Consider the following 20,606-nt stretch of genomic DNA (forward strand, 5'->3'; position numbering starts at 1 on the left):
TTACCGGCTTTGGCGCAAAAGCGCATCTTTTCCCGCGGGCCTTGACCTGACCGGGCGCAGATAGCATCCTGAACGCCTCATCGCCGTACCGAATTCCGAATGAACACACGCTACAACGCCGCCGACATCGAAGTCCTGTCGGGCCTGGACCCGGTCAAACGCCGCCCGGGCATGTACACCGACACCGCCCGCCCGAACCACCTGGCCCAAGAGGTCATCGACAACGCCATCGACGAAGCCCTGGCCGGCCACGCCAAATCGGTGGCGGTGGTGCTGTACGCCGACGGCAGCTGCGAGGTGACCGACGACGGCCGCGGCATGCCGGTCGACATCCACCCCGAAGAAGGCATTCCCGGCGTCGAGCTGATCCTGACCCGCCTGCACGCCGGCGGCAAGTTCAGCGGCAAGAACTACACTTTCTCCGGCGGCCTGCACGGCGTGGGCGTGTCGGTGGTCAATGCGCTGTCGACCAAGGTCGAAGTCGGCATCAAGCGCGACGGCAACGAATACCGCATGGAGTTCCGCGACGGCTTCCGTTCCTCGGCGCTGGAGACCGTCGGCACCGTCGGCAAGCGCAACACCGGCACCCGCGTGCGCTTCTGGCCGGACGGCAAGTACTTCGACAGCAACAAATTCGCGGTGCGCGCGCTGCGCCACCTGCTGCGCGCCAAGGCCGTGCTGTGCCCGGGCCTGGAGGTCTCGCTGTTCGAGGAGGCCAGCGGCGAACGCAACCGCTGGTACTACGAAAACGGCCTGCAGGACTACCTGCTGGGCGAACTGCAGGGCCGCGAACTGCTGCCGGCCGAACTGTTCACCGGCAGGCTGGCCAAGGAAAGCGAAGTGGTCGACTGGGCGTTGGCCTGGATTCCCGACGGCGAGCTGGTGCAGGAAAGCTACGTCAACCTGATCCCCACCGCCCAAGGCGGCACGCATGTGAACGGCCTGCGTTCCGGCCTGACCGACGCCCTGCGCGAGTTCTGCGATTTCCGCAACCTGCTGCCGCGCGGCGTCAAGCTGGCGCCGGAGGATGTCTGGGACCGCGTCGGCTTCGTGCTCAGCCTGAAGATGACCGATCCGCAGTTCAGCGGCCAGACCAAGGAACGCCTGAGCTCGCGCCAGGCCGCGGCCTTCATCGAATCGGCCGCGCACGACGCGTTCTCATTGTGGCTGAACCAACACGTCGAGGCCGGCACCGCCATCGCGCAGCTGGCCATCGAACGTGCCGCCGCGCGCCTGAAGACCGAAAAGCAGGTGGTGCGCAAGAAGATCACCCAGGGCCCCGCCCTGCCCGGCAAGCTGGCCGACTGCACCTCGCAGGATCTCTCGCGTACCGAGCTGTTCCTGGTCGAGGGCGATTCGGCCGGCGGCAGCGCCAAGCAGGCGCGCAACAAGGATTTCCAAGCCATCCTGCCGCTGCGCGGCAAGATCCTGAACACTTGGGAAGTGGCGAGCTCCGGCGTGCTGGCCTCGAACGAAGTGCATGATCTGGCCGTGGCCATCGGCTGCGATCCGGGCGTGGACAACATCGACGGCCTGCGCTACGGCAAGGTCATCATCCTGGCCGACGCCGACTCCGACGGCCTGCACATCGCCACCCTGCTCTCGGCCCTGTTCCTCAAGCATTTCCCGGCCCTGGTGCGCGCCGGCCACATCTTCGTGGCGATGCCGCCGCTGTTCCGCATCGACGTGGGCAAGCAGGTGTTCTATGCGCTGGATGAAGAGGAAAAACGCATCCTGCTCGAGCGCATCGAGCGCGAAAAGCTCAAGGGCCAGGTCAGCGTCACCCGCTTCAAGGGCCTCGGCGAGATGAACCCGGCCCAGCTGCGCGAATCGACCGTGCATCCGGACACCCGCCGTCTGGTGCAACTGACCATCGACGATGCGGGCCAGACCGATTCGCTGATGGACATGCTGCTGGCCAAGAAACGCGCCGGCGACCGCAAGCAGTGGCTGGAGACCAAGGGGGACTTGGCCTCGCTCGAGATTTGAGGCTAAGGGCGGGCAGGCTCAGCCCAACAGATTTTCCAGCCAGGCCGCGAAACGGGCGACTTCGGCATCGAAGTTGCCCTCGATCGCCAGTTTGATCAGATACAGGAACACCACGAACACGCCGATGGAGAACAGGCGCTGGATGATGCCGCCGCCTTTGAGGTGGCGCGGATTCGGATCGGAATTCTTCATGGTTCCCCTGAAACGACGATGTGACGGGCCGATGTGCCCGCCCGACACGGTAACGCGATTCGATCAGTCGGGCAAGTCCAGCGCGGCGCGCATCAGGCGCTCCAGCAGCGCCTGCACCGGTGCGGCGCGCGCTTCGTCGAACGCGGTCATGGCTTCGTCCAGGTAGGCGCTCTGCGCCAGTTCCAGCTGGAAGGCGTGGATGCGTTCGTCAGGCTCGGCGTAATGGCGGGTGATGTAACCGCCCTTGAAGCGGCCGTTGCTGACCCAGCTGTACGCCGATTGCGCCGACAGCACGGCCTCCAGCCGGCGCAGACCGTCCTCCGGAAAACTGCGGCCGTCGGCGGTGCCCAGGTTGAAATCCGGCAGGCGGCCCTCGAACAGGAACGGCAGCTCCGGGCGGATGGAATGCCCTTCCCACAACAGCACCTTGCCGTGCTGGCGCTTCAGGCGCTGCAGTTCGGCCTGCAAGGCGGCGTGGTACGGTTGCCAATACTGCGTGCGCCGACGCACCACGGCCTCCGCATCCGGCTCCTTGCCGTCCAGATAGATCGGCTCGCCGGTGAACGCCGTGCGCGGGCACAGGCCGGTGCTGTTCTGGCCCGGATACAGCGATACGTCGTCCGGCGGCCGGTTGAGGTCGATCACGTAGCGCGAGTAGCGCGGCACCAGCACGGATGCGCCCATATCGCGGGCGAACGCGTACAGGCGATCGACGAACCAATCGGTGTCCGGCGCGGTCTGCGCGAACGGCCGCAGCGCGGCGCGGATGTCGTCCGGAATCTCCGAGCCGTTATGCGGCAGGCTCAGCAACAGCGGGATATGACCTTGGTGCAGCGTGAAGGTCGGCATCAGAAGCGCGCCGGCGAAAACGGGGCAAGGTCGATGGACGGCGTGCGGCCGGTGAGCGCCTCGGCCGCCAGCCGGCCGGTGATGGCGCTCATGCTCATGCCCAGCATGCCGTGCCCGGTGGCCAGGAACAGGTTACGCTGGCGCGGCGAGAAGCCCAGGATCGGCAGGTCGTCGTAGGTCATCGGCCGCCAGCCGTACCACTGCTCGCGCACCTCGCCGCCGACCGGCTCGATCAGGTATTCGCGCGCGCCGCGCTCCAACGCCGCCAGGCGGCGGGCGTTCAGGCTGTCGTCGAAACCGGAGAACTCCATGGTGCTGCCCAGGCGGTAGCCATCGTCCCAGGCAGTGACGCAGACACTGCGCTCCTTCAGCACCAGCGGCGTCTTCGGGCAGAGCGCCGGGCGGCTGAAGGTAATCGAATAGCCTTTTCCGGGCTGTACCGGAATGGTCAGATCCAGGCCTTTGAGCACCGCCGGCGACCAAGACGCCAGCGCCGCGATCACCTGCGGCGCCGTGCGGCGCCCGCGCGAGGTCTCGACATGGGCGATGACGTCGCCCTCGGCATGCAAGGACAGCACCTCGCAGTCCTCTTCGATGACGCCGCCCAGCGCGCGCACCAAGCGCGCCAGCCCGGCGCAATAGGCGTCCGGCCGCAGATGGGCGTCGCCCGGGAAATACAGGCCGCCGGCCATGCCCGGCAGCAAGGCCGGTTCGCGCGCGGCGATGGCGGCGCCGTCCAGCAGTTCCACTTCGACCCCGCACTCGGCCAGCAGCGGCATGTCGGCGGCCAATTCGTCCAGGTTTTCCTGGCTGCGGCACACGTACAGCTCGCCGGTTTCGGCAAAGCCGCACTCGATGGCGTTGTCGCGGATAGTGGCGCGCAGCAGATCGCGCGAGGCGTTCAACAGCGCGGCCCGCGCCAGCGCGGACTGACGCATGTCCTTGGCGTTGCAGCGCAGGGAAAAGCGCAGCAACCACTCCAGCAGGGCCAAATCGGTGGACGGCTTGATGTAGAACGGCGCGTCGGCCTGCGCCATGTAGCGCAGGGCCTTGCCGATCATACCCGGCGCGGCCAACGGCGGCGCATGGCTGGGCGTGAGCGTGCCGCAGTTGCCGTGCGAGGTGGCGGCACCGACGCGGCCTTTGTCGAGAATGCGGACCGAACGGCCCTCGCGCAGCAGGAACAGGGCGCAACTGAGGCCGATGACGCCGCCGCCGAGGATCAGGACATCTTCCGAAGACTGGGACATGGCACGCCGCGTGATGGACTGTCCCTATGATACAAACTTCAGGCGCGCGCCGTAAGTCAGCCGGCGCCAGAGATGCTCCATCGGCCCCATCCGAAAGCGCGCCAGCCACCAACGGCTGAACGCCAGTTGCGCGGCGAATACCGCCAACGCGAACGGAATCTGCCAGGCGCGCGGCAACTGGCCGAACAGACCGGCGCCGTAGCCGTAGAACAGCACCGTGCAAATCAAGGATTGGCCGAGGTAATTGCTGAGCGCCATCCGTCCGGCCGGCGCGAAGCAGGCCAATAACCGGCGGCCGCGGCCCAGCCCCCACAGCCAACGCAGGGCGAAGAAATAGCCCAGGCACATCAACGGTGCACCGAGCAGATTGAGGATGCCGACGGCGGCGGACCGCATATCGATGCTGAGCGGATCGACAGTGGGCGACACAGCGACGCCGGCGAGCGTCAGCGCCAGACCGACGGTGAACAACGCCAGCGCGCGCACCGCATCGGCGCGCGTCGGGCGCTCCGGCGGCCGCGTGAAGCCGCTGCGGTGCAGGCGTACGCCGAGCGCGAACATCGCCACCGCCATCGGCAACAGCACCACCAAGCCGCCCAAGCCCTGCGCGAACTTCTCCAGCCGCCAGACGGCGACTTCGGCATAACCGCCGGCGCCCTGGATGCGGGCCTCGCGCGCGATGGCGTCGGCCAACGCCTGCGGCTCGGCCGGGCCGGCATCAAGCAGGCCCATCAACGCGATCAACAGCAAGGGCGCGGCATAGACGGCAATGATGCGCGCCAGCCGTGGCACGGCATCGGCGCGCACCCGCCAGAGCAATACGGCGCCGGCCACGGCGTAGGTGAACAGGATGTCGCCCTCCCAGAGCAGCAGCGCGTGCGCCAGCCCGAACACCGCCAAGGCCATCAGCCGCCGACTGTAGATCAGGCCGAAATCGGCGCGTGCGCGGTGCGCGCCGTCCTGCATCAGCGCGAAACCGACGCCGAACAGCAGCGAGAACAGGGTCCAGAACTTGCCCTGCACGAACACGTACACGAACGCGTCGGCCAGGCGGTCGAGGCCGGACAACGCCGGATCGATTCCGGACATCGCCTGCAGGTAGGGCCCGGTGAAGGCCTCCAAGTTCATCAGCAGGATGCCCAATAACGCGAAACCCCGGACCGCATCGAGCCAAGCGATGCGTCCGGGGTCGGATTCGACGGAAGCGGCCATGGCGGGGTCCGGATCGGAAGCTGCCATGGCCGGCGCGGCTTAGTGTTGGACGCCGCCGTCGCCGTGCACGTGGCCGTGCGCGATTTCTTCATCGCTGGCGGCACGCACGCCGAGGATTTCGACCTTGAAATCGAGCGCCTTGCCGGCCATCGGGTGGTTCAGGTCGACATCGACCGCGGTCATGCCGACCTTCAGCACGGTCATCGCACGCGGACCCATTTCGGTCGGCAGCACCACCTGCATGCCGGCGGCGAGCTTGGCGTTCTTGAACAGCTTCTTCGGGATGCGCTGGGTCATGCCCTCGCGGCGCTGGCCGTAGGCCTGCTCCGGCGCGACGGTCACTTCGACCTTGTCGCCTTCGGCCTTGCCCATCAACGCCTCTTCCAAGCCCGGAATGATGGCGCCATGGCCGACCAGCACGCTCAGCGGCTGGCCGTCGGCCGAGCTTTCCAGCGGCGCTTGGCCGGCTTCGGCGACGGTGTAGTGGAAGGTGACGACGGAGTTCTTTTCGATGGTCATGGCGGATCCAGGCGGTAAGTAGATGACGGAGCGGCCCGCAATCGGGCACAATGCAGTCGGCTATTATCCGAGTTCAGGCGCCGAAATGCCAGTAAATTCCGCGAAAACCGCTCTGTTGACCGCCCTTTTGTTCCTGCTGACGGCCTGCGCCAGCGCGCCCGACCGACCCGAACGCTCCGCCGGCGACTATTCGCCGGAAGTGACCGGGCTGGGTGAAGACGACGCCGGACTGCCGGAAAGCCTCAAATCCACCGCCAACGACGTACTGTTCCAGGCCCTCGCCTTGGTCGGCACGCCCTACCGCTACGGCGGCGGTTCGCCGGAAACCGGCTTCGACTGCTCGGGCCTGATCAACTACGTGTTCCTGAACGGCGCCGGCCTGAAACTGCCGCGCACCACCGGCGAGCTGATTGATATCGACGCCCCGCGCGTCGACCGCGAGCGCCTGTATCCGGGCGATCTGGTGTACTTCAACACGCTCGGCGGCCGGGTCAGCCACATCGGCGTCTATGTCGGCGAACGCCGTTTCGTGCATGCGCCCAGTTCCGGCGGCACGGTGCGCATGGACAACCTCGACACGCCGTACTGGCGCAAACATTATGTCGACGCCAAACGCGTGCTGGCCGCCGACTGACGCCCCTGAACGGCCGATTCAGGCCGCATTCGCGTCTTGCCGCGGGAACGGTTACACTATCGGCTCAAAGAAACGGTTCGTCTCCTAATCGCTTTGCCCCGGCACTGACTCCATACGAACCCATTCTCAGGCGCATACGCGCAGTGGTACCGCAATGCTGGTGTTTAGGCGCATTGCCTTCGTAGGAGTTCCAACATGCCTTTCCAATCCCTTGGGCTGATGCCCGAGCTCGTCCGTGCGCTGTCCGATAAGGGCTACACGGAACCGACCGCCATCCAGAAACAAGCCATTCCGGCCATCCTCGCCGGCGACGACGTGCTGGGCGGCGCCCAGACCGGCACCGGCAAGACCGCGGCCTTCACCCTGCCGATCCTGCAGCGTCTGGCCGAAACCCCGAATCCGAAAGCCAAAGGGCCGCGCGTGCTGATCCTGGTGCCGACCCGCGAACTGGCGGTGCAGGTGCACACCAGCATCCGCGAGTACGGCAAACACATCCGCCTGCGCACCGCGGTGATGTACGGCGGCGCCAGCATGAATCCGCAGATGATGGCGCTCGGCAAGGGCCTCGACATCCTGGTGGCCACGCCCGGCCGCCTGATCGACCATCTGGAACGCGGCACCGCGCAGCTGCACCGCGTGGAGACCCTGATCCTGGACGAAGCCGACCGCATGCTCGACATGGGCTTCCTGCCGGCGATCAAGAAGATCCTCAACCAGGTGCCGAAGCAGCGCCAGACCCTGCTGTTCTCGGCCACCTTCGACGCCCCGATCAAGCAGCTGGCGCTGCAGTTCATGCGCAACCCGGTGGAAGTGCAGGTCTCCAGCCAGAACACCGTGGCGCAGACCGTCAACCACACGGCGCATCCGGTCGACGCCGGCAAGAAGCGCGACCTGCTGCTCAACATCCTGAGCGAACGCTACCAGGACCAGATCCTGGTGTTCGTGAAGACCAAGCACCTGTGCAACCGCATCGCCGAGCAGATCACCAAGGACGGCATTCCGGCCCTGGCCATCCACGGCAACAAGAGCCAGGGCGCGCGCCTGAAGGCGCTGGCCGACTTCAAGAGCGGCGACGTGCGCGTGCTGTGCGCCACCGACGTGGCCGCCCGCGGCCTGGACATCCCGCTGCTGCCGCTGGTGATCAACTACGACCTGCCGATGGTGCCGGAGGATTACGTGCACCGCATCGGCCGCACCGGCCGGGCCGGCGCCAACGGCGAAGCCATCTCGCTGGTGGCCACCGACGAGGGCGGCCTGCTGCGCGCCATCAACCGCCTGCTGAAACAGGACATCGCGCTGGAAGCCAAGCCCGGCTTCGAGCCGACCACGCAGATGCGCATGGACCTGACCCCGCCGCGCGGCAAGCCGTCCGGCCATCAGGCGCCGCGCCGCAAGCCGGCGCAGCCGGGCCATCTGAAAGGCCATGGCCTGGCCTCGCAGAAGCCGAAGGCCGGCAGCCCGGGCGGCAACCGGCCGCGCGGCCAGCAGCGTTCGCCGCAACGCTGACGCCGGCACCCCTCGAAAAAGCCGCCGCAAGGCGGCTTTTTTGATGGCGGCGATCCGCATCGGTTACTGTAATCGTCTATCCCCGACACCCTCGCCGCCATGACCGACCTGCTGCGCAAAATCCAAATCGACCGACCGGGCGGCTATGACGCCCTGAAAACCGTGCAGGCGCCGATCCGCACGCCGGGCGACGGCGAAGTGCTGATCGAGGTCCGCGCCTGCGGCGTGAATTACGCCGACGGCATCATCCGCATGGGCCTGTACGCCTCGGCCAAGCAGCTGCACGGCTACCCGATCACACCCGGCTTCGAGCTGTCCGGCGTCATCGCCGCCATCGGCGCCGGCGTCACCGAATTCGCGGTCGGCGATGCCGTGCTGGCCTTGACCCTGTTCGGCGGTTACACCTCGCACATCACCCTGCCCGCCGACCGGGTGTTCCGCAGGCCGGCGAGTCTGTCGTTCGAGCAGGCCGCGGCCTTGCCGACGGTGTTCCTGACCGCCTGGTTCATGGTGCGCGAACAGGTGCTGCCGAAATCCGGCGATGTCTGGCTGGTGCATTCGGCCGCCGGCGGCGTCGGTTCGGCGCTGTGCCAGCTCGGCCGCCTGCACGGCTGCCGGGTGGTCGGCGTGGTCGGCGGCGCGCACAAACGCAACGATGCGTTGGCGATGGGCGCGGACGACGTCATCGACAAATCGACCCAGGATCTGTGGCGCGAGGCCAAGCGCCTGGCGCCAGCCGGCTTCCAGGCGGTGTTCGACGCCAATGGCGTGTCCACCCTGGCGCAGAGCTATGCCCATCTGGCGCCGATGGGCAAACTGTGCATCTACGGCTTCGCCAGCATGCTGCCGCACGACGGCCGGCTGAATTGGCTGAAAATGGCCTGGGACTGGCTGCGCACGCCGCGCTTCAATCCGCTCGACATGACCCAGAGCAACAAAAGCGTACTGGCCGCCAATCTGAGTTTCCTGTCGGCGCACGCCGGATTGCTGACCGCCGGCATGCGCGAACTGCTGGCGTTGTTCGAGTCCGGCCGGCTGCAGCCGCCGCCGGTCACCGCCTACGCGCTGGAAGACGCGACCAAGGCGCAGGCCGCGATCGAATCCGGCAAGACCACCGGCAAACTGGTGCTGATTCCTTAGAACGGCTTGCCGATCACCAGGAAGATCACCGCGAACAGCAGGAACACCGGCAGCTCGTTGAGCAGACGCAGCGTGCGCGGCGACGGCAAGGCGCGGCCGCGTTGCGTGGCCTGCAGGCGCTTGTAGCACAGGATGAAATAGGCGAACAGCACTGCCACCAGGGTGAGCTTGGCATGCAGCCAGCCGCCGGCGCCGCTGAAATGGATCAGGCCGATGCCGCACAGCAGCGACAGGCCGAACATCACGTGGCCGAACAGGTACAGGCGCCGCGCCATGATCAGCAGACGCGCCTGCACGTCATGCTGGCCGGGCGCTTCGGCGAAGTTGATCAGCAGGCGCGGCAGATAGAACACGGCCGCGACCCAGGCCATGACGAACAACAGATGGGCGGACTTGAGGATCGGGTACAGCATCGGCTTAAAACTCCAAAGGAATATAAATGCTTGTTCAAGCAAGGATTTGCGGATGGGAGTAGAATATACCCCACTTTCCAGGCGATCCGCCTGCGTCTTCCGAGTTGAATCGATCCCATGACCAGCAAAACCCCCGACAGCACCGCCGTCAGCTTCCGCGACCTCGGCCTGCCCGAACCGATCCTGACCACACTCGCCGGCCTCGGCTATGAAACGCCGTCGCCGATCCAGGCCGCGATGATCCCGCACATCATGGCCGGCCGCGACGTGCTCGGCCAGGCCCAGACCGGCACCGGCAAGACCGCCGCGTTCGCGCTGCCGCTGCTGGCCGGACTGGACGCCAAGGCCGGCAAGCCGCAGGTGCTGGTGCTGGCGCCGACCCGCGAACTGGCCATTCAGGTCGCCGAGGCGTTCCAGAAATACGCCGAGAACCTGCCGGCCTTCCACGTGCTGCCGATCTACGGCGGCCAGAGCTACGGCCCGCAGCTGTCGGCGCTGCGCCGCGGCGTGCAGGTCGTGGTCGGCACCCCGGGCCGGGTCATCGACCACATCGAGAAGAATTCGCTGGATCTGTCGGAGCTGAAGACGCTGGTGCTGGACGAGGCCGACGAGATGCTGCGCATGGGCTTCATCGACGACGTCGAGACCATCATCCGCAAGTCGCCCGAGCAACGCCAAGTGGCGCTGTTCTCGGCCACCATGCCGACCGCCATCAAGCGCATCGCGCAGAAATACCTGAAATCGCCGGTCGAGATCCAGATCGAGGCCAAGACCCGCACCGCCGAGAACATCCGCCAGCGCTGCTGGCAGGTCTCCGGCCTGCATAAGCTGGATGCGCTGACCCGCATCCTGGAAGTCGAGCCGTTCGACGGCATGATCATCTTCGCGCGCACCAAGCTGGCCACCGACGAGCTGGCGCAGAAGCTGCAGGCGCGCGGCTTCTCGGCCGCCGCCATCAACGGCGACATCAACCAGGCCCAGCGCGAACGCACCATCGACCAGCTGAAGGACGGCCGCATCGACATCCTGGTCGCCACCGACGTGGCCGCGCGCGGCCTGGACGTCGACCGCATCAGCCACGTGGTGAACTACGACGTGCCCTACGACACCGAATCCTACGTGCACCGCATCGGCCGTACCGGCCGCGCCGGCCGCAGCGGCGAAGCCATCCTGTTCATCGCGCCGCGCGAACGCGGCATGCTGCGCGCCATCGAACGCGCCACCAACCAGCCGATCGAACCGATGGAACTGCCGAGCGTGGCGACCATCAACGAAGTGCGGATGGACAAGTTCAAGCAGCAGATCACCGAAACCCTGGCATCGTCCGACCTGACCCTATTCCGCAAGCTGGTCGAGGATTACGAGCAGGCGCTGAACGTGCCGGCGATCGAGATCGCCGCCGCCCTGGCCAAGATGGCGCGCGGCGACGTACCGCTGCTGCTGGAGCCGCCGAAGCGCGACGAGCGCCCGGCCAAGGCCTTCGAGCCGCGCGAACGCGCCGACAAACGCCCGGCCCGCGAACCGCGCTTCGAACGCGAGGACCGCGGCGAGCGCCCCGAGCGTCCGTTCCGCGAGAAGAAGGAGCGCGCCGAACGTGCGCCGGAACCGGGCAAAGAGACCTTCCGCATCGAGGTCGGCTACGAGCACGGCGTCAAGCCGGGCAACATCGTCGGCGCCATCGCCAACGAAGCCGGACTGGACGCCAAGCACATGGGCCGCATCGAGATCTTCGACGACTACAGCCTGGTCGACCTGCCGGAAGGCATGCCGAAGGAAATCCTCAAGCACCTGAAGACGGTCTGGTGCGCCGGCCAGCAGCTGCGCATCACCCGCGACGGCACGCCGCCGGATACCGCGCCGAAAGGCCCGCGTCCGCCGCGCCGCCCGGACACCCGCGAGCGCGCCGACACCCCGGGCAAGAAAAAGATCAAGAACGAGGCCTTCTTCGAGTTCCGCCAGGCCAAGAAGAAAAACAAATTCAAGGACTGACCGGTGCCTGACGGCGCGCCCGACGCGGACGTGCTGGTGCTCGGCGGCGGTGCCGCCGGGCTGATGTGCGCCGCCACCGCCGGCTATCGCGGCCGGCGCGTGACCGTGCTGGAAGGCAGCAACCGCTGCGGCAAGAAGATCCTGATGTCCGGCGGCGGCCGCTGCAATTTCACCAACACCGGCACCTCGCCGGCCAACTTCCTGTCGCGCAATCCGCACTTCTGCAAATCGGCGCTGGCCCGCTACCGGCCGGCCGACTTCATCGAACTGGTCGAGCGCCACGGCGTCGCCTACCACGAAAAAGAGCTCGGCCAGCTGTTCTGCGACGAATCATCGAAGCAGATCGTGAAACTGCTGCTGGATGAATGCGAATGGGCCGGCGTGCGCATCGTCACCGGCGCCGGCATCGAATCGGTCCGGCACGACGGCGACCGCTTCGTGGTCGACACCGCGCGCGGCCGGTTCCGCGCGCCGAAACTGGTGGTCGCCACCGGCGGCCTGTCCATCCCCAGCCTCGGCGCCTCGGGCATCGGCTACGCCATCGCGCGCCAATTCGGCCATGCGCTGCGCGAGACCCGCGCCGGGCTGGTGCCGTTCACCCTCAGCGGCAAACCGCTGGAGCAGTACGCCGAACTGGCCGGCGTGGCGGTGCCGGTGGCGGTGCGCGCCGGCGACACCGAATTCCGCAACGCATTGCTGTTCACCCATCGCGGCCTGAGCGGTCCGGCCGTCCTGCAGATCTCATCGTACTGGGAACTCGGCCAGGCGGTCGAAATCGACCTGCTGCCCGGGCGCGACGCCGCCGCCGAGTTGCTGGCCCTGCAACGTCAGGGCCACAAGGCTGAACTGAAGACGGTGCTGTCCGAATGGCTGCCGAAACGGCTGGCGCAGCTGCTGTGCACGGCGTTCTTCGCCAACAAGCCGGTCAATCAGTACAAACACGCCGAGTTGAAAGACATCGGCTTCGCGCTGCAGCACTGGCGGATCACGCCCAGCGGCACCGAAGGCTACCGCACCGCGGAAGTCACCTTGGGCGGCGTCGACACCGACGGCGTATCCTCCGCCAGTTTCGAATCCAAGCACCAAGCCGGACTTTATTTCATCGGCGAGGTATTGGACGTGACCGGCTGGCTGGGCGGCTACAACTTCCAGTGGGCCTGGGCCTCGGGACACGCCTGCGGCTCGGCGGTGTGAGATTGCCGCCGGCGCCTGGATGGGGCTATCATCGGCCTACCTCCACCGATCGGAAACTCCCATGCAAAGCGCCTCCTTCATCACCCTGCTCAACGTGCTCGTGCTGTTCTTCGCCATGGGTCTGGTCGGCCGCGCCCGCGGCAAATACGGCATCAAGGCTCCGGCCTGCAGCGGCCACGAGGGCTTCGAATGCGCCTACCGCGCGCACCTGAACACAGTCGAACAGACCGTGATGTTCCTGCCAGTGCTGTGGATCGCCTCGCTGAACGGCTTTGAGCTCTGGGCGCATTGGCTCGGTCTGGCTTGGATCCTCGGCCGCGTCTGGTACATCGTCGGCTACAACAAGGCGCCGTCGGCGCGTAGCGGCGGCTTCCTGCTCGGCTTCCTGGCCTTCCTCGGCCTGTTCGTGCTGAGCGCCATCGGCCTCTATCAGAACATGGCATAAGCGCCGCAGGCGTCAAACAAAAAAGGGCGGAATATTCCGCCCTTTTTCTTTTCGCTTATCGACGGCTCATTCCGCGCCGGATTCCACCAACAGGTGTTTGGCGAAACGGCCGTGCCAACGGCCGATGAAGCGGATCAGGTGCAGGCTGGCGAAGAAGCCCAGGACACCTGCGACGAACAGCAGCGGCGACATCGCCAGACCGCCGGCGACGGTGAGGTCGCCCTGGATGTGCAGATAGCCCAGTTCCTGCAACCACAGCAGCACCGGCGCCGCGGCCACCGCCACCGACACCGTCAGCAGCGTCACCGCCAGGGTGAAATACGCCACGCCCAGCGGCAGCATCAGCACCAGATACAACAGGCTGAGCCATGTGCGGACGTCGGTCAGCAGACCCTTGATGCGTTCCAGCCAGCCGGTCGAGGCCGCGCGGTACACCGGCCGGCGCGGCATGCGCACGCCCAGCAGGGTTTCCACCAACCGCCCTTCCAGCAGCGAGATGGCGTACACCGAGGCCATGAACAGGATGAAGAACGGGATGCCGACGATCAGCACCAGCATGCCGGCGCTCATGCTCAGGCCGGCGGTGGCCCAGGTGAAATAGAAGATGCCGGTGGCCAGGCTCAGCAGCATGTAGAACAGCGCGCCATAGGTGTACGGGTCGAGCGCGACCGCGAAGAAGCCCTTGACGTGCGCGGCCTCGGCCGGTGCCTTGACTGAAGATCCCGATGCGCGCGGCACCGGCGTGCGCAGCGCCTTCTGCACGGTCACCTCGGTATCGCGGTAGATCTCGGCCACTTCCTCGGGCGCGCCGTAACTGCCGGCCACCTGCGCCAGCAACTCGGCTTCCGAGGTGCCCGGGTTGGCGGCCAGCTCCGAGCGCAGGTATTCCTCGGCGTCGTACAGGGCGTCCTGCACCAGCGAGGCGTCGGCGCCCTTGAGCGCGGCGCGCAGCAGGTCCAGGTATTCGGCGATGGATTTCGGGGTGACGGCGCTCATAGCGGTGCTCCTTGCAGCACGGTGTTCACGAGGGATTGGGTCTGTTGCCAGTTCACGCGCCAGGCCGAGAGGACCTCGCGCCCGAACGCGGTGATGCGGTAATAGCGGCGCGGCGGGCCGGCCACCGAGGGCTCGACCTCGCTGCTGAGCAGGCCGGCCGCGTCCAGATTGCGCAACACCGGATACAGGGCGCTCTGCTTGCCGGCCAGCACGCCGTCGCCGGCTTGCTCCAACTGCTTGGCGATCTGGTAGCCGTACAGCGGCTCCTCGGCCTTGGCCAGCTGCGCCAAGAGCATCAGAGCCACGGTGCCGGCGCTGAGCTCTTTCTGGAACTTCTTGACTTGGGTTTCCAACTCGCTCATCACGACCTCCGGTGCGTTATGGAGTTCATGCTAAGTCGAACTCAATACTATGTCCTGTGCTGGAAGTCATGCCTGCGTAAAAAACGGCAATCGCGTATGCTGATCAATCAGTTACCGGAATCATTGCATGTCACGTCATACACCGAAACGCTACGATCAGGCCTATTTCGACCGCTGGTACCGCGGCAAACACGCCACCGACGCCAAGACCCTAGCCCGCAAAGTCGCGGTGGCGGTGGCCGTGGCCGAATGGCATCTGGGCCGGCCGATCCGCAGCGTGCTGGACATCGGCTGCGGCGAAGCCGCCTGGCGCAAACCGCTGCTCACGCTGCGCCCGGGCCTGCATTACCAAGGCGTGGACGCCAGCGAATACGCCGTGCGCCGCTTCGGCCGGACGCGCAACATCGCCTTGGCCGGCTTCGGCCAGATGCAACAGCTGCGGCTGGGCCCGCCGGCCGACTTATTGGTATGCAGCGACGTGATGCATTACGTGCCGGGCGCGGAACTCAAACGCGGCCTGCAGGGCTTCGCCGAGCTGTGCGGCGGCGTGGCCTATCTGGACGTGTTCTGCCGCGAGGACGAAATCACCGGCGATTTCCAGGGCTTCATCGCCCGTCCGCGCGCCGCGTACCGTAAGCTGTTCCAAGACGCCGGGTTCACCGCGCTGGGCAGCCATTGTTACCTCAGCCCCGTCTGCGACAGCCCGGTCGCCGCCCTTGAACGTCTGTGAGAATCCCGATGCCGACACGCCTGACCCGTACCGCTTTCATCCTCGTCCTCGCCGCCCTGCCCTCCGGTGCCTATGCCGCCAAAGGCAAGACCATGGCCGAGATCCTCGAGGCCAGCACCGCCGCCGATTGGCGCACGCCCGACCCGGACAACCTGCTGGTGCTGGACCTGCCCGGCGGCCGCGCGGTGATCGAGCTGGCGCCGTACTTCGCGCCCGAACATGTGGCCAACATCCGCACGCTGGCGCGCGAAGGCTATTGGAACGGGCTGTCGATCAACCGTTCGCAGGACAACTTCGTGGTGCAGTGGGGCGATCCGGCCGAAGATCCGGCACAGGCCAAGCCGTTGGGCTCGGCCAAGGCCAAGTTGCCGGCCGAATTCGCCCGCGCCGGCTATGACAAAACCGCGTTCCATCCGGTGCAGGACCGCGACGGTTGGTCGAAGCGCGCCGGTTTCGTGCAGGGCTTCCCCGCCGCCACCGACCGCAAGCGGACTTGGCTGGCGCATTGCTACGGTACGCTCGGCGCCGGCCGCGGCAACGAACCCGATTCCAGCAACGGCACCGAACTGTATGTGGTGACCGGCCAGTCGCCGCGCCAACTGGACCTGAACATCACCACCGTCGGCCGCGTGCTGCAAGGCATGGAACATCTGTCGGTGCTGCCGCGCGGTACCGGGCCGCTCGGCTTCTATGAAAAGCCCGAACAGCGCACGCCGATCGTGCGCCTCGCGCTGGCCTCGGCCCTGCCGGATGCCGAACGCCCGAGACTGGAAGTGCTGCGCACCGATACCGCCACCTTCGATGCGCTGGTGGAAGCGCGCCGCAACCGCAGCGACGATTGGTATCTTCACAAGGCCGGCCACATCGACCTGTGCAACATTCCGATTTCGGTCCGCAGCCCGAAATGAAAGAAGCCGCCCTCGGGCGGCTTTTTCGTTGCAACGCGGGTACCGAGCCTGTCGAGGCGTCAGCCGCGCACAGCGCGCAGCGCCTTCTCGAGAATAGCGAGCGCTTCCTGCAGGATGTCCGGCTCGATGGTGATCGGCACCAGCACGCGGATGCTGTTGGCGTACACGCCGCAGCTGAGCAGGATCAGGCCGAGTTCGGCGGCCTTGGCGGTCAGCGCCTTGGCGGCGTCGGCGTCCGGCGTGTTGGCGGTGCCGGGCTTGATCAACTCGAACGCGAACATCGCGCCGAGGTGGCGCACTTCGCCGATGCCCAGGGCCGGCTCCTTGGCCAGGTTATTGACGAACGCGGCCAGCTGCGCGCCGAGCTCGGTCGAGCGTTGCAGGATGTTTTCGGAGTCGATCACTTCCAGCACGCCCAGCGCCGCGGCGCAGGCCACCGGATTGCCGCCGTAGGTGCCGCCCAGGCCGCCCGCGGCCGGCGCGTCGATGACCTCGGCCCGGCCGATCACGCCCGACAGCGGCATGCCGCCGGCCAGCGATTTGGCGGTGGTGATCAGGTCGGCTTTGACGTCGAAGTGCTCCATGGCGTACAGCTTGCCGGTGCGCGCGAAGCCGCTCTGCACCTCGTCGGCGATCAGCAGGATGCCGTGCTCGTCGCACAGCGCGCGCAGGGCGCGCATCAGTTCCGGCGGCGTCGGCACGAAGCCGCCCTCGCCGATCACCGGTTCGATGATGAAGGCGGCCACGCGCGAGGGCTCGATGTCGTACTTGAACAGGTTGGTGATGTCCTGCAGGGTGTCCTCGACGGTGACGCCGTGGTACGGATGCGGGAAGCGCGCGTGGAAGATGTCGGCCGGGAACGGGCCGAAGCCGATCTTGTACGGCGCGACCTTGCCGGTCAGGCCGAGGGTAAGCAGGGTGCGGCCGTGGTAGCCGCCGCCGAAAGCGATCACGCCCGGGCGTTTGGTGTAGGCGCGGGCGATCTTGACCGCGTTCTCCACAGCTTCGGCGCCGGTGGTGACGAACAGGGTCTTGGCCTTGCCGGCGATCGGGGCGCGCTTGTTCAGCTCCTCGGCCAGCTCGATGTAGGGCTCGTACGGCATCACCTGGAAGCAGCTGTGCACCACGCCCTCCAGCTGTTTCTGGATGCGCGCCATCACCTTCGGGTGGCGGTGGCCGGTGTTCATCACGCCGATGCCGCCGGCGAAATCGATGTAGCGGCGGCCGTCGGCGTCCCAGATCAGGGCGTTCTCGGCCTTCACCGCGAACAGTTGCGTGGCGTTGCCCACGCCGCGGGCGACCGCGTCGACCCGGCGCTGCTGCAATTCGGCGTTTTTGCTCATGGCGGTTTCCTCAACAGATGTTTAATATATTAAACACCCCCGCTTCACGCAATGCAAGCAAACGCCTGACTAGACTACACTTCCCGTTCATTTGCCAAAGGATCAACCATGCTGGCCATCGGCGATACCGCACCCGCCTTCACCCTGCCCGACCAATCCGGCGCCGCGCTGGACGCGAAAAGCCTGAAAGGCCAACGCTACCTGGTGTATTTCTACCCGAAGGATTCGACCCCGGGCTGCACGATGCAGGCCTGCGGCCTGCAGTCGGATCTGGCGCAGTTCAACGGCCTCGGCATCCGCGTGCTGGGCGTGAGCATGGACAGCGTCGCCAGCCACAAGAAATTCGCCGACAAATACGGCCTGCGCTTCAGCCTGCTGGCCGACACCGAACGCAAGCTGATCGAGGCCTACGGCGTCTGGGTCGAGAAATCGATGTACGGCAAGCGCTACATGGGCATCTCGCGCAGCAGCTTTTTGGTCGGCGCCAACGGCAAGATCGAGCAGGTCTGGGAGAAGGCCAACACCAAGACCCACGCGCAGGACGTGCTGGCGTTCGTGAACGGCGGCGCGGCCGCGCCGGCGGCGAAGAAAGCGCCTGTAACGAAAGCGGCGGCGAAACCGGCACCGGCCAAGAAAGCCGTGGTAAAGAAAGCGCCTGCTAAAAAGGCGGCCACGAAAAAAGCCCCGGCCAAGAAAACGGCCGCGAAAAAAACCGCCAAGAAGAAGTAAGCGTCGATGCCCCACACCCACGCGGAACGCAAGGCGTTCTGGCAAATCCATTTCTGCGTGCTGTTGTGGGGCTTCACCGCCATCCTCGGCAAACTGATCAGCCTGCCGGCGCAGGCGCTGGTGGTCTGGCGCATGCTGCTGGTCAGCGCGTTCCTGGCCGTGTTGCCGCGCGTCTGGCGCGGCGTGCGCGCGTTGCCGCCGCGGATGATCGCCATCTACGCCGGCATCGGCGCCGTGGTCGCGTTGCACTGGCTCACCTTCTACGGCGCCATCAAGCTGGCCAACGCCTCGGTGGCGGTCAGCTGCCTGGCGTTGGGCTCCATCTTCGCGGCGGTGCTGGAGCCGCTGCTGACGCACAAGCCGCACGCCTGGAGCGAACTGCTGCTGGGGCTGATGGTGATTCCCGGCGTGGTGCTGCTGGTGGGCGGCGTGCCGCTGCACATGCACACCGGCATCGTGGTCGGCGTGGTCTCGGCCTTCCTCACCGCGCTGTTCGCGGTGCTGAACAAACGCTACGTGCACGGCGCCGATCCCGAATCGGTGACCTTCATCGAGATGCTGGTCGGCGCGTCGTTCCTGGCGCTCGTCAGCATCGGCTATTTCGGCCTCGATCAAACCTTCATCCTGCCGGACTGTCGCGACGCCGGCCTGCTGTTGGTGCTGGCGCTGGCCTGCACGCTGCTACCGTTCATCCTGTCCCTGCACGCATTGCGCCACATCAGCGCGTTCTCCACCCAGCTGGCGCTGAACCTGGAGCCGGTATACGCCATCGTCATCGCCGCATTGTGGCTGAAGGAACACCGCGAGCTGACGCCGCAGTTCTACCTCGGTGTGGCCATCGTGCTGGCGGCGGTGTTCGTGCAACCGCTGCTGTTGAAACCGAAGCGCGCGGCCTGACATCACGCGCGAGTGCGAATCACTCGCATCCGTAGCGGCTTTGGTATTGACTGTGGTCAATGCGTGACAGGCCTTGCCGAAGTATGATGGCAGGGTATGACCGCCGCGAAACTCACGCTGATCATCGTCTCCGCCTTGACGCTGCAAGTGCTGCTGTTTGCCGCCTATGCGTTGTGGCGGCGCGTGCGCGCACCGAAGCCAACGCCCGCCCCCGTGGCCACACCGGCAAAAACTCCGGCTGGATGGGATGGCTGGCGGGCACTGCGCGTGGTCCGGCGCGGATATGAAGACGCGGCCGGCACAATCTGCTCGTTTTATCTGGAAGCCGTCGATGGCGGCGAGTTGCCACCCTTCCTGCCCGGCCAATACCTGACGTTCAAGGCGCCGCCGGCGGCGGACGGCAAAGCGCGCACCCGCTGCTATTCGCTGTCGGACAACGGCGACGGCCGGCGTTACCGCATCAGCGTCAAGCGCGTGCCATGGGATGCGCAACCGGGCCCGCCGATGCCGGTCTCGGTGCATTTGCACGAACAGCTGCAGGTCGGCGATACGATCATGGCGCGTGCGCCGATGGGCCGCTTCACGCTGGATACCGGATCCGATACGCCGGTGGTGCTGATCGCCGGCGGCATCGGCATCACGCCGCTGCTGTGCATGCTGCAATGGCTGCTGGCCAACCGGCCGCAGCGACCGGTGCATCTGTTCTACGGCGCCCGCAACGCTCGTGAAATGGCGTTCCGCAACCTGATCGAGGACTGGGCCGCGCGCCATCCGCACTTCAAACGGCATCTGCTGTTCGACAGCCCGGAACCCGGCGACTCGGATCTACCGGGCGTGCGCGATGGCCGTTTCATCACCATCGAACTGCTGCAGCGGCAACTGCCCTACGGGCCGGCGCAGTTCTACCTGTGCGGCCCGAACGCGATGATGCAGGCGATGACCGACGGTCTGCGCGGTTGGGGTGTGGCGGCGAAAGACATCCATCTGGAAGCCTTCGGACCCTCGGCGCTGACCAACGCCGCGCCAGTCGAAGCGCCGGTCGATAACGCGACTACGTATCCCGTCACCTTCACCCGATCCGGCGTCAACGCGGTCTGGGACGGACGCGATGCCAGTCTGCTGGAACTGTCCGAGCGCGTCGGCGTGGAGATCGCCAACGCCTGCCGTGCCGGCAACTGCGGCACCTGCGAAACCAAAATCGGCAAAGGCGACGTAATCTACCCGGAGCCGCCGGACTTCCCGGTACAGGACGGCCATTGCCTGCCCTGCGTCTGCCGGCCGGCCGGCGAGCTAGCGTTGGAGGCCTGAG

General features: G+C 66.5%; 21 protein-coding genes. 12 read left to right on the forward strand and 9 right to left on the reverse strand.

What is annotated here, in order from left to right; genetic code table 11:
* Positions 1-99: 99 nt before the first annotated feature.
* Positions 100-1,989: a DNA topoisomerase IV subunit B gene (gene parE / locus IEV56_RS01685; protein ID WP_188447077.1), complete on the forward strand. Its 1,890-nt coding sequence runs from the start codon at positions 100-102 to the stop codon at positions 1,987-1,989.
* Positions 1,990-2,007: 18 nt separating this feature from the next.
* Here parE and IEV56_RS01690 read toward each other — a convergent pair whose 3' ends face one another.
* From IEV56_RS01690 to IEV56_RS01710, 5 genes are all read right to left on the reverse strand, one after another.
* The gene (locus IEV56_RS01690) at positions 2,008-2,181 is read right to left on the reverse strand and encodes a hypothetical protein (protein ID WP_188447079.1); all 174 of its coding nucleotides are present in this window, start codon (positions 2,179-2,181) and stop codon (positions 2,008-2,010) included.
* A 63-nt stretch (positions 2,182-2,244) separates the two neighbouring features.
* Positions 2,245-3,030 carry an N-formylglutamate deformylase gene (gene hutG / locus IEV56_RS01695; protein ID WP_188447081.1) on the reverse strand — a complete coding sequence of 262 codons (786 nt, stop codon included), beginning with the start codon at positions 3,028-3,030 and terminating at the stop codon, positions 2,245-2,247.
* Positions 3,030-4,280 carry an NAD(P)/FAD-dependent oxidoreductase gene (locus IEV56_RS01700; protein WP_188447083.1) on the reverse strand — a complete coding sequence of 417 codons (1,251 nt, stop codon included), beginning with the start codon at positions 4,278-4,280 and terminating at the stop codon, positions 3,030-3,032. Before IEV56_RS01700 ends, hutG begins: the two co-directional genes overlap by 1 nt.
* A gap of 24 nt (positions 4,281-4,304) precedes the next feature.
* Complete coding sequence (locus IEV56_RS01705; protein ID WP_188447085.1) at positions 4,305-5,492, reverse strand: DUF418 domain-containing protein; 1,188 nt, start codon at positions 5,490-5,492, stop codon at positions 4,305-4,307.
* Between the two features lie 39 nt (positions 5,493-5,531).
* A complete protein-coding gene (locus IEV56_RS01710) occupies positions 5,532-6,011 on the reverse strand; it encodes an FKBP-type peptidyl-prolyl cis-trans isomerase (protein WP_188447087.1) in 480 nt (159 codons plus the stop codon).
* 115 nt (positions 6,012-6,126) lie between these two features.
* On the opposite strand from IEV56_RS01710, the gene IEV56_RS01715 reads away from it, so the two are divergent.
* From IEV56_RS01715 to IEV56_RS01725, 3 genes are all read left to right on the forward strand, one after another.
* Positions 6,127-6,645 carry a C40 family peptidase gene (locus tag IEV56_RS01715; protein ID WP_229730131.1) on the forward strand — a complete coding sequence of 173 codons (519 nt, stop codon included), beginning with the start codon at positions 6,127-6,129 and terminating at the stop codon, positions 6,643-6,645.
* Between the two features lie 195 nt (positions 6,646-6,840).
* Positions 6,841-8,151 carry a DEAD/DEAH box helicase gene (locus IEV56_RS01720; protein WP_188447091.1) on the forward strand — a complete coding sequence of 437 codons (1,311 nt, stop codon included), beginning with the start codon at positions 6,841-6,843 and terminating at the stop codon, positions 8,149-8,151.
* A gap of 99 nt (positions 8,152-8,250) precedes the next feature.
* Positions 8,251-9,291, forward strand: coding sequence for a synaptic vesicle VAT-1 family membrane protein (locus IEV56_RS01725; protein ID WP_188447093.1), 1,041 nt, complete (start codon positions 8,251-8,253; stop codon positions 9,289-9,291).
* Here the strand turns inward: IEV56_RS01725 and IEV56_RS01730 are convergent.
* A complete protein-coding gene (locus tag IEV56_RS01730) occupies positions 9,288-9,704 on the reverse strand; it encodes a CopD family protein (protein ID WP_188447095.1) in 417 nt (138 codons plus the stop codon). The two genes, IEV56_RS01725 and IEV56_RS01730, sit on opposite strands and share 4 nt — an antisense overlap.
* 117 nt (positions 9,705-9,821) lie before the next feature.
* Here IEV56_RS01730 and IEV56_RS01735 point away from each other — a divergent pair, with 117 nt between their 5' ends.
* The 3 genes from IEV56_RS01735 (at position 9,822) to IEV56_RS01745 (ending at position 13,332) form a co-directional block, all read left to right on the forward strand.
* Entirely contained in the window at positions 9,822-11,693 is a 1,872-nt protein-coding gene (locus IEV56_RS01735; protein WP_188447097.1) for a DEAD/DEAH box helicase, read from the forward strand.
* Between the two features lie 63 nt (positions 11,694-11,756).
* Positions 11,757-12,887: a BaiN/RdsA family NAD(P)/FAD-dependent oxidoreductase gene (locus IEV56_RS01740; RefSeq protein WP_188447966.1), complete on the forward strand. Its 1,131-nt coding sequence runs from the start codon at positions 11,757-11,759 to the stop codon at positions 12,885-12,887.
* Between the two features lie 61 nt (positions 12,888-12,948).
* The gene (locus IEV56_RS01745; protein WP_188447099.1) at positions 12,949-13,332 is read left to right on the forward strand and encodes an MAPEG family protein; all 384 of its coding nucleotides are present in this window, start codon (positions 12,949-12,951) and stop codon (positions 13,330-13,332) included.
* A gap of 66 nt (positions 13,333-13,398) precedes the next feature.
* Here the strand turns inward: IEV56_RS01745 and IEV56_RS01750 are convergent, their stop codons facing one another.
* A complete protein-coding gene (locus IEV56_RS01750; protein ID WP_188447101.1) occupies positions 13,399-14,328 on the reverse strand; it encodes a sensor domain-containing protein in 930 nt (309 codons plus the stop codon).
* Positions 14,325-14,690, reverse strand: a complete 366-nt coding sequence (locus IEV56_RS01755; protein WP_188447103.1) for a PadR family transcriptional regulator — start codon at positions 14,688-14,690, stop codon at positions 14,325-14,327. The genes IEV56_RS01750 and IEV56_RS01755 overlap by 4 nt, the downstream gene beginning before the upstream one ends.
* A gap of 127 nt (positions 14,691-14,817) precedes the next feature.
* On the opposite strand from IEV56_RS01755, the gene IEV56_RS01760 reads away from it, so the two are divergent.
* Both IEV56_RS01760 and IEV56_RS01765 read left to right on the forward strand, forming a co-directional pair.
* A complete protein-coding gene (locus IEV56_RS01760; protein WP_188447105.1) occupies positions 14,818-15,420 on the forward strand; it encodes a methyltransferase in 603 nt (200 codons plus the stop codon).
* 8 nt (positions 15,421-15,428) lie between these two features.
* Entirely contained in the window at positions 15,429-16,328 is a 900-nt protein-coding gene (locus IEV56_RS01765; protein ID WP_188447107.1) for a peptidylprolyl isomerase, read from the forward strand.
* Positions 16,329-16,387: 59 nt separating this feature from the next.
* On the opposite strand, the gene gabT is transcribed toward IEV56_RS01765, so the two are convergent.
* Positions 16,388-17,671 (reverse strand): 4-aminobutyrate--2-oxoglutarate transaminase, encoded by a 1,284-nt coding sequence (gabT, locus tag IEV56_RS01770; RefSeq protein ID WP_188447110.1) that lies wholly within the window; start codon positions 17,669-17,671, stop codon positions 16,388-16,390.
* A 108-nt stretch (positions 17,672-17,779) separates the two neighbouring features.
* Here gabT and bcp point away from each other — a divergent pair, with 108 nt between their 5' ends.
* From bcp to IEV56_RS01785, 3 genes are all read left to right on the forward strand, one after another.
* Entirely contained in the window at positions 17,780-18,400 is a 621-nt protein-coding gene (gene bcp, locus IEV56_RS01775; protein WP_188447112.1) for a thioredoxin-dependent thiol peroxidase, read from the forward strand.
* A 6-nt stretch (positions 18,401-18,406) separates the two neighbouring features.
* Positions 18,407-19,297, forward strand: a complete 891-nt coding sequence (locus tag IEV56_RS01780; RefSeq protein ID WP_188447114.1) for an EamA family transporter — start codon at positions 18,407-18,409, stop codon at positions 19,295-19,297.
* A 96-nt stretch (positions 19,298-19,393) separates the two neighbouring features.
* Positions 19,394-20,605, forward strand: a complete 1,212-nt coding sequence (locus tag IEV56_RS01785) for a 2Fe-2S iron-sulfur cluster-binding protein (RefSeq protein ID WP_188447116.1) — start codon at positions 19,394-19,396, stop codon at positions 20,603-20,605.
* The last annotated feature ends 1 nt before the right edge of the window (position 20,606 follow it).

It is taken from the genome of Arenimonas maotaiensis (assembly GCF_014638745.1).
Lineage (GTDB): Bacteria > Pseudomonadota > Gammaproteobacteria > Xanthomonadales > Xanthomonadaceae > Arenimonas > Arenimonas maotaiensis.

Bases quoted from the DNA above. Each gene is read 5' to 3' on its own strand.
- IEV56_RS01740 (WP_188447966.1), top strand. From the start codon at position 11,757: ATGTGCGCCGCCACCGCCGGCTATCGCGGCCGGCGCGTGACCGTGCTG.
- IEV56_RS01710 (WP_188447087.1), bottom strand. From the start codon at position 6,011: ATGACCATCGAAAAGAACTCCGTCGTCACCTTCCACTACACCGTCGCC.
- IEV56_RS01765 (WP_188447107.1), top strand. From the start codon at position 15,429: ATGCCGACACGCCTGACCCGTACCGCTTTCATCCTCGTCCTCGCCGCC.
- bcp (WP_188447112.1), top strand. From the start codon at position 17,780: ATGCTGGCCATCGGCGATACCGCACCCGCCTTCACCCTGCCCGACCAA.
- IEV56_RS01755 (WP_188447103.1), bottom strand. From the start codon at position 14,690: ATGAGCGAGTTGGAAACCCAAGTCAAGAAGTTCCAGAAAGAGCTCAGC.
- hutG (WP_188447081.1), bottom strand. From the start codon at position 3,030: ATGCCGACCTTCACGCTGCACCAAGGTCATATCCCGCTGTTGCTGAGC.
- IEV56_RS01750 (WP_188447101.1), bottom strand. From the start codon at position 14,328: ATGAGCGCCGTCACCCCGAAATCCATCGCCGAATACCTGGACCTGCTG.
- IEV56_RS01735 (WP_188447097.1), top strand. From the start codon at position 9,822: ATGACCAGCAAAACCCCCGACAGCACCGCCGTCAGCTTCCGCGACCTC.
- parE (WP_188447077.1), top strand. From the start codon at position 100: ATGAACACACGCTACAACGCCGCCGACATCGAAGTCCTGTCGGGCCTG.
- IEV56_RS01780 (WP_188447114.1), top strand. From the start codon at position 18,407: ATGCCCCACACCCACGCGGAACGCAAGGCGTTCTGGCAAATCCATTTC.
- IEV56_RS01690 (WP_188447079.1), bottom strand. From the start codon at position 2,181: ATGAAGAATTCCGATCCGAATCCGCGCCACCTCAAAGGCGGCGGCATC.
- IEV56_RS01785 (WP_188447116.1), top strand. From the start codon at position 19,394: ATGACCGCCGCGAAACTCACGCTGATCATCGTCTCCGCCTTGACGCTG.
- IEV56_RS01700 (WP_188447083.1), bottom strand. From the start codon at position 4,280: ATGTCCCAGTCTTCGGAAGATGTCCTGATCCTCGGCGGCGGCGTCATC.
- IEV56_RS01760 (WP_188447105.1), top strand. From the start codon at position 14,818: ATGTCACGTCATACACCGAAACGCTACGATCAGGCCTATTTCGACCGC.
- IEV56_RS01730 (WP_188447095.1), bottom strand. From the start codon at position 9,704: ATGCTGTACCCGATCCTCAAGTCCGCCCATCTGTTGTTCGTCATGGCC.
- IEV56_RS01725 (WP_188447093.1), top strand. From the start codon at position 8,251: ATGACCGACCTGCTGCGCAAAATCCAAATCGACCGACCGGGCGGCTAT.
- IEV56_RS01705 (WP_188447085.1), bottom strand. From the start codon at position 5,492: ATGGCCGCTTCCGTCGAATCCGACCCCGGACGCATCGCTTGGCTCGAT.
- gabT (WP_188447110.1), bottom strand. From the start codon at position 17,671: ATGAGCAAAAACGCCGAATTGCAGCAGCGCCGGGTCGACGCGGTCGCC.
- IEV56_RS01745 (WP_188447099.1), top strand. From the start codon at position 12,949: ATGCAAAGCGCCTCCTTCATCACCCTGCTCAACGTGCTCGTGCTGTTC.
- IEV56_RS01720 (WP_188447091.1), top strand. From the start codon at position 6,841: ATGCCTTTCCAATCCCTTGGGCTGATGCCCGAGCTCGTCCGTGCGCTG.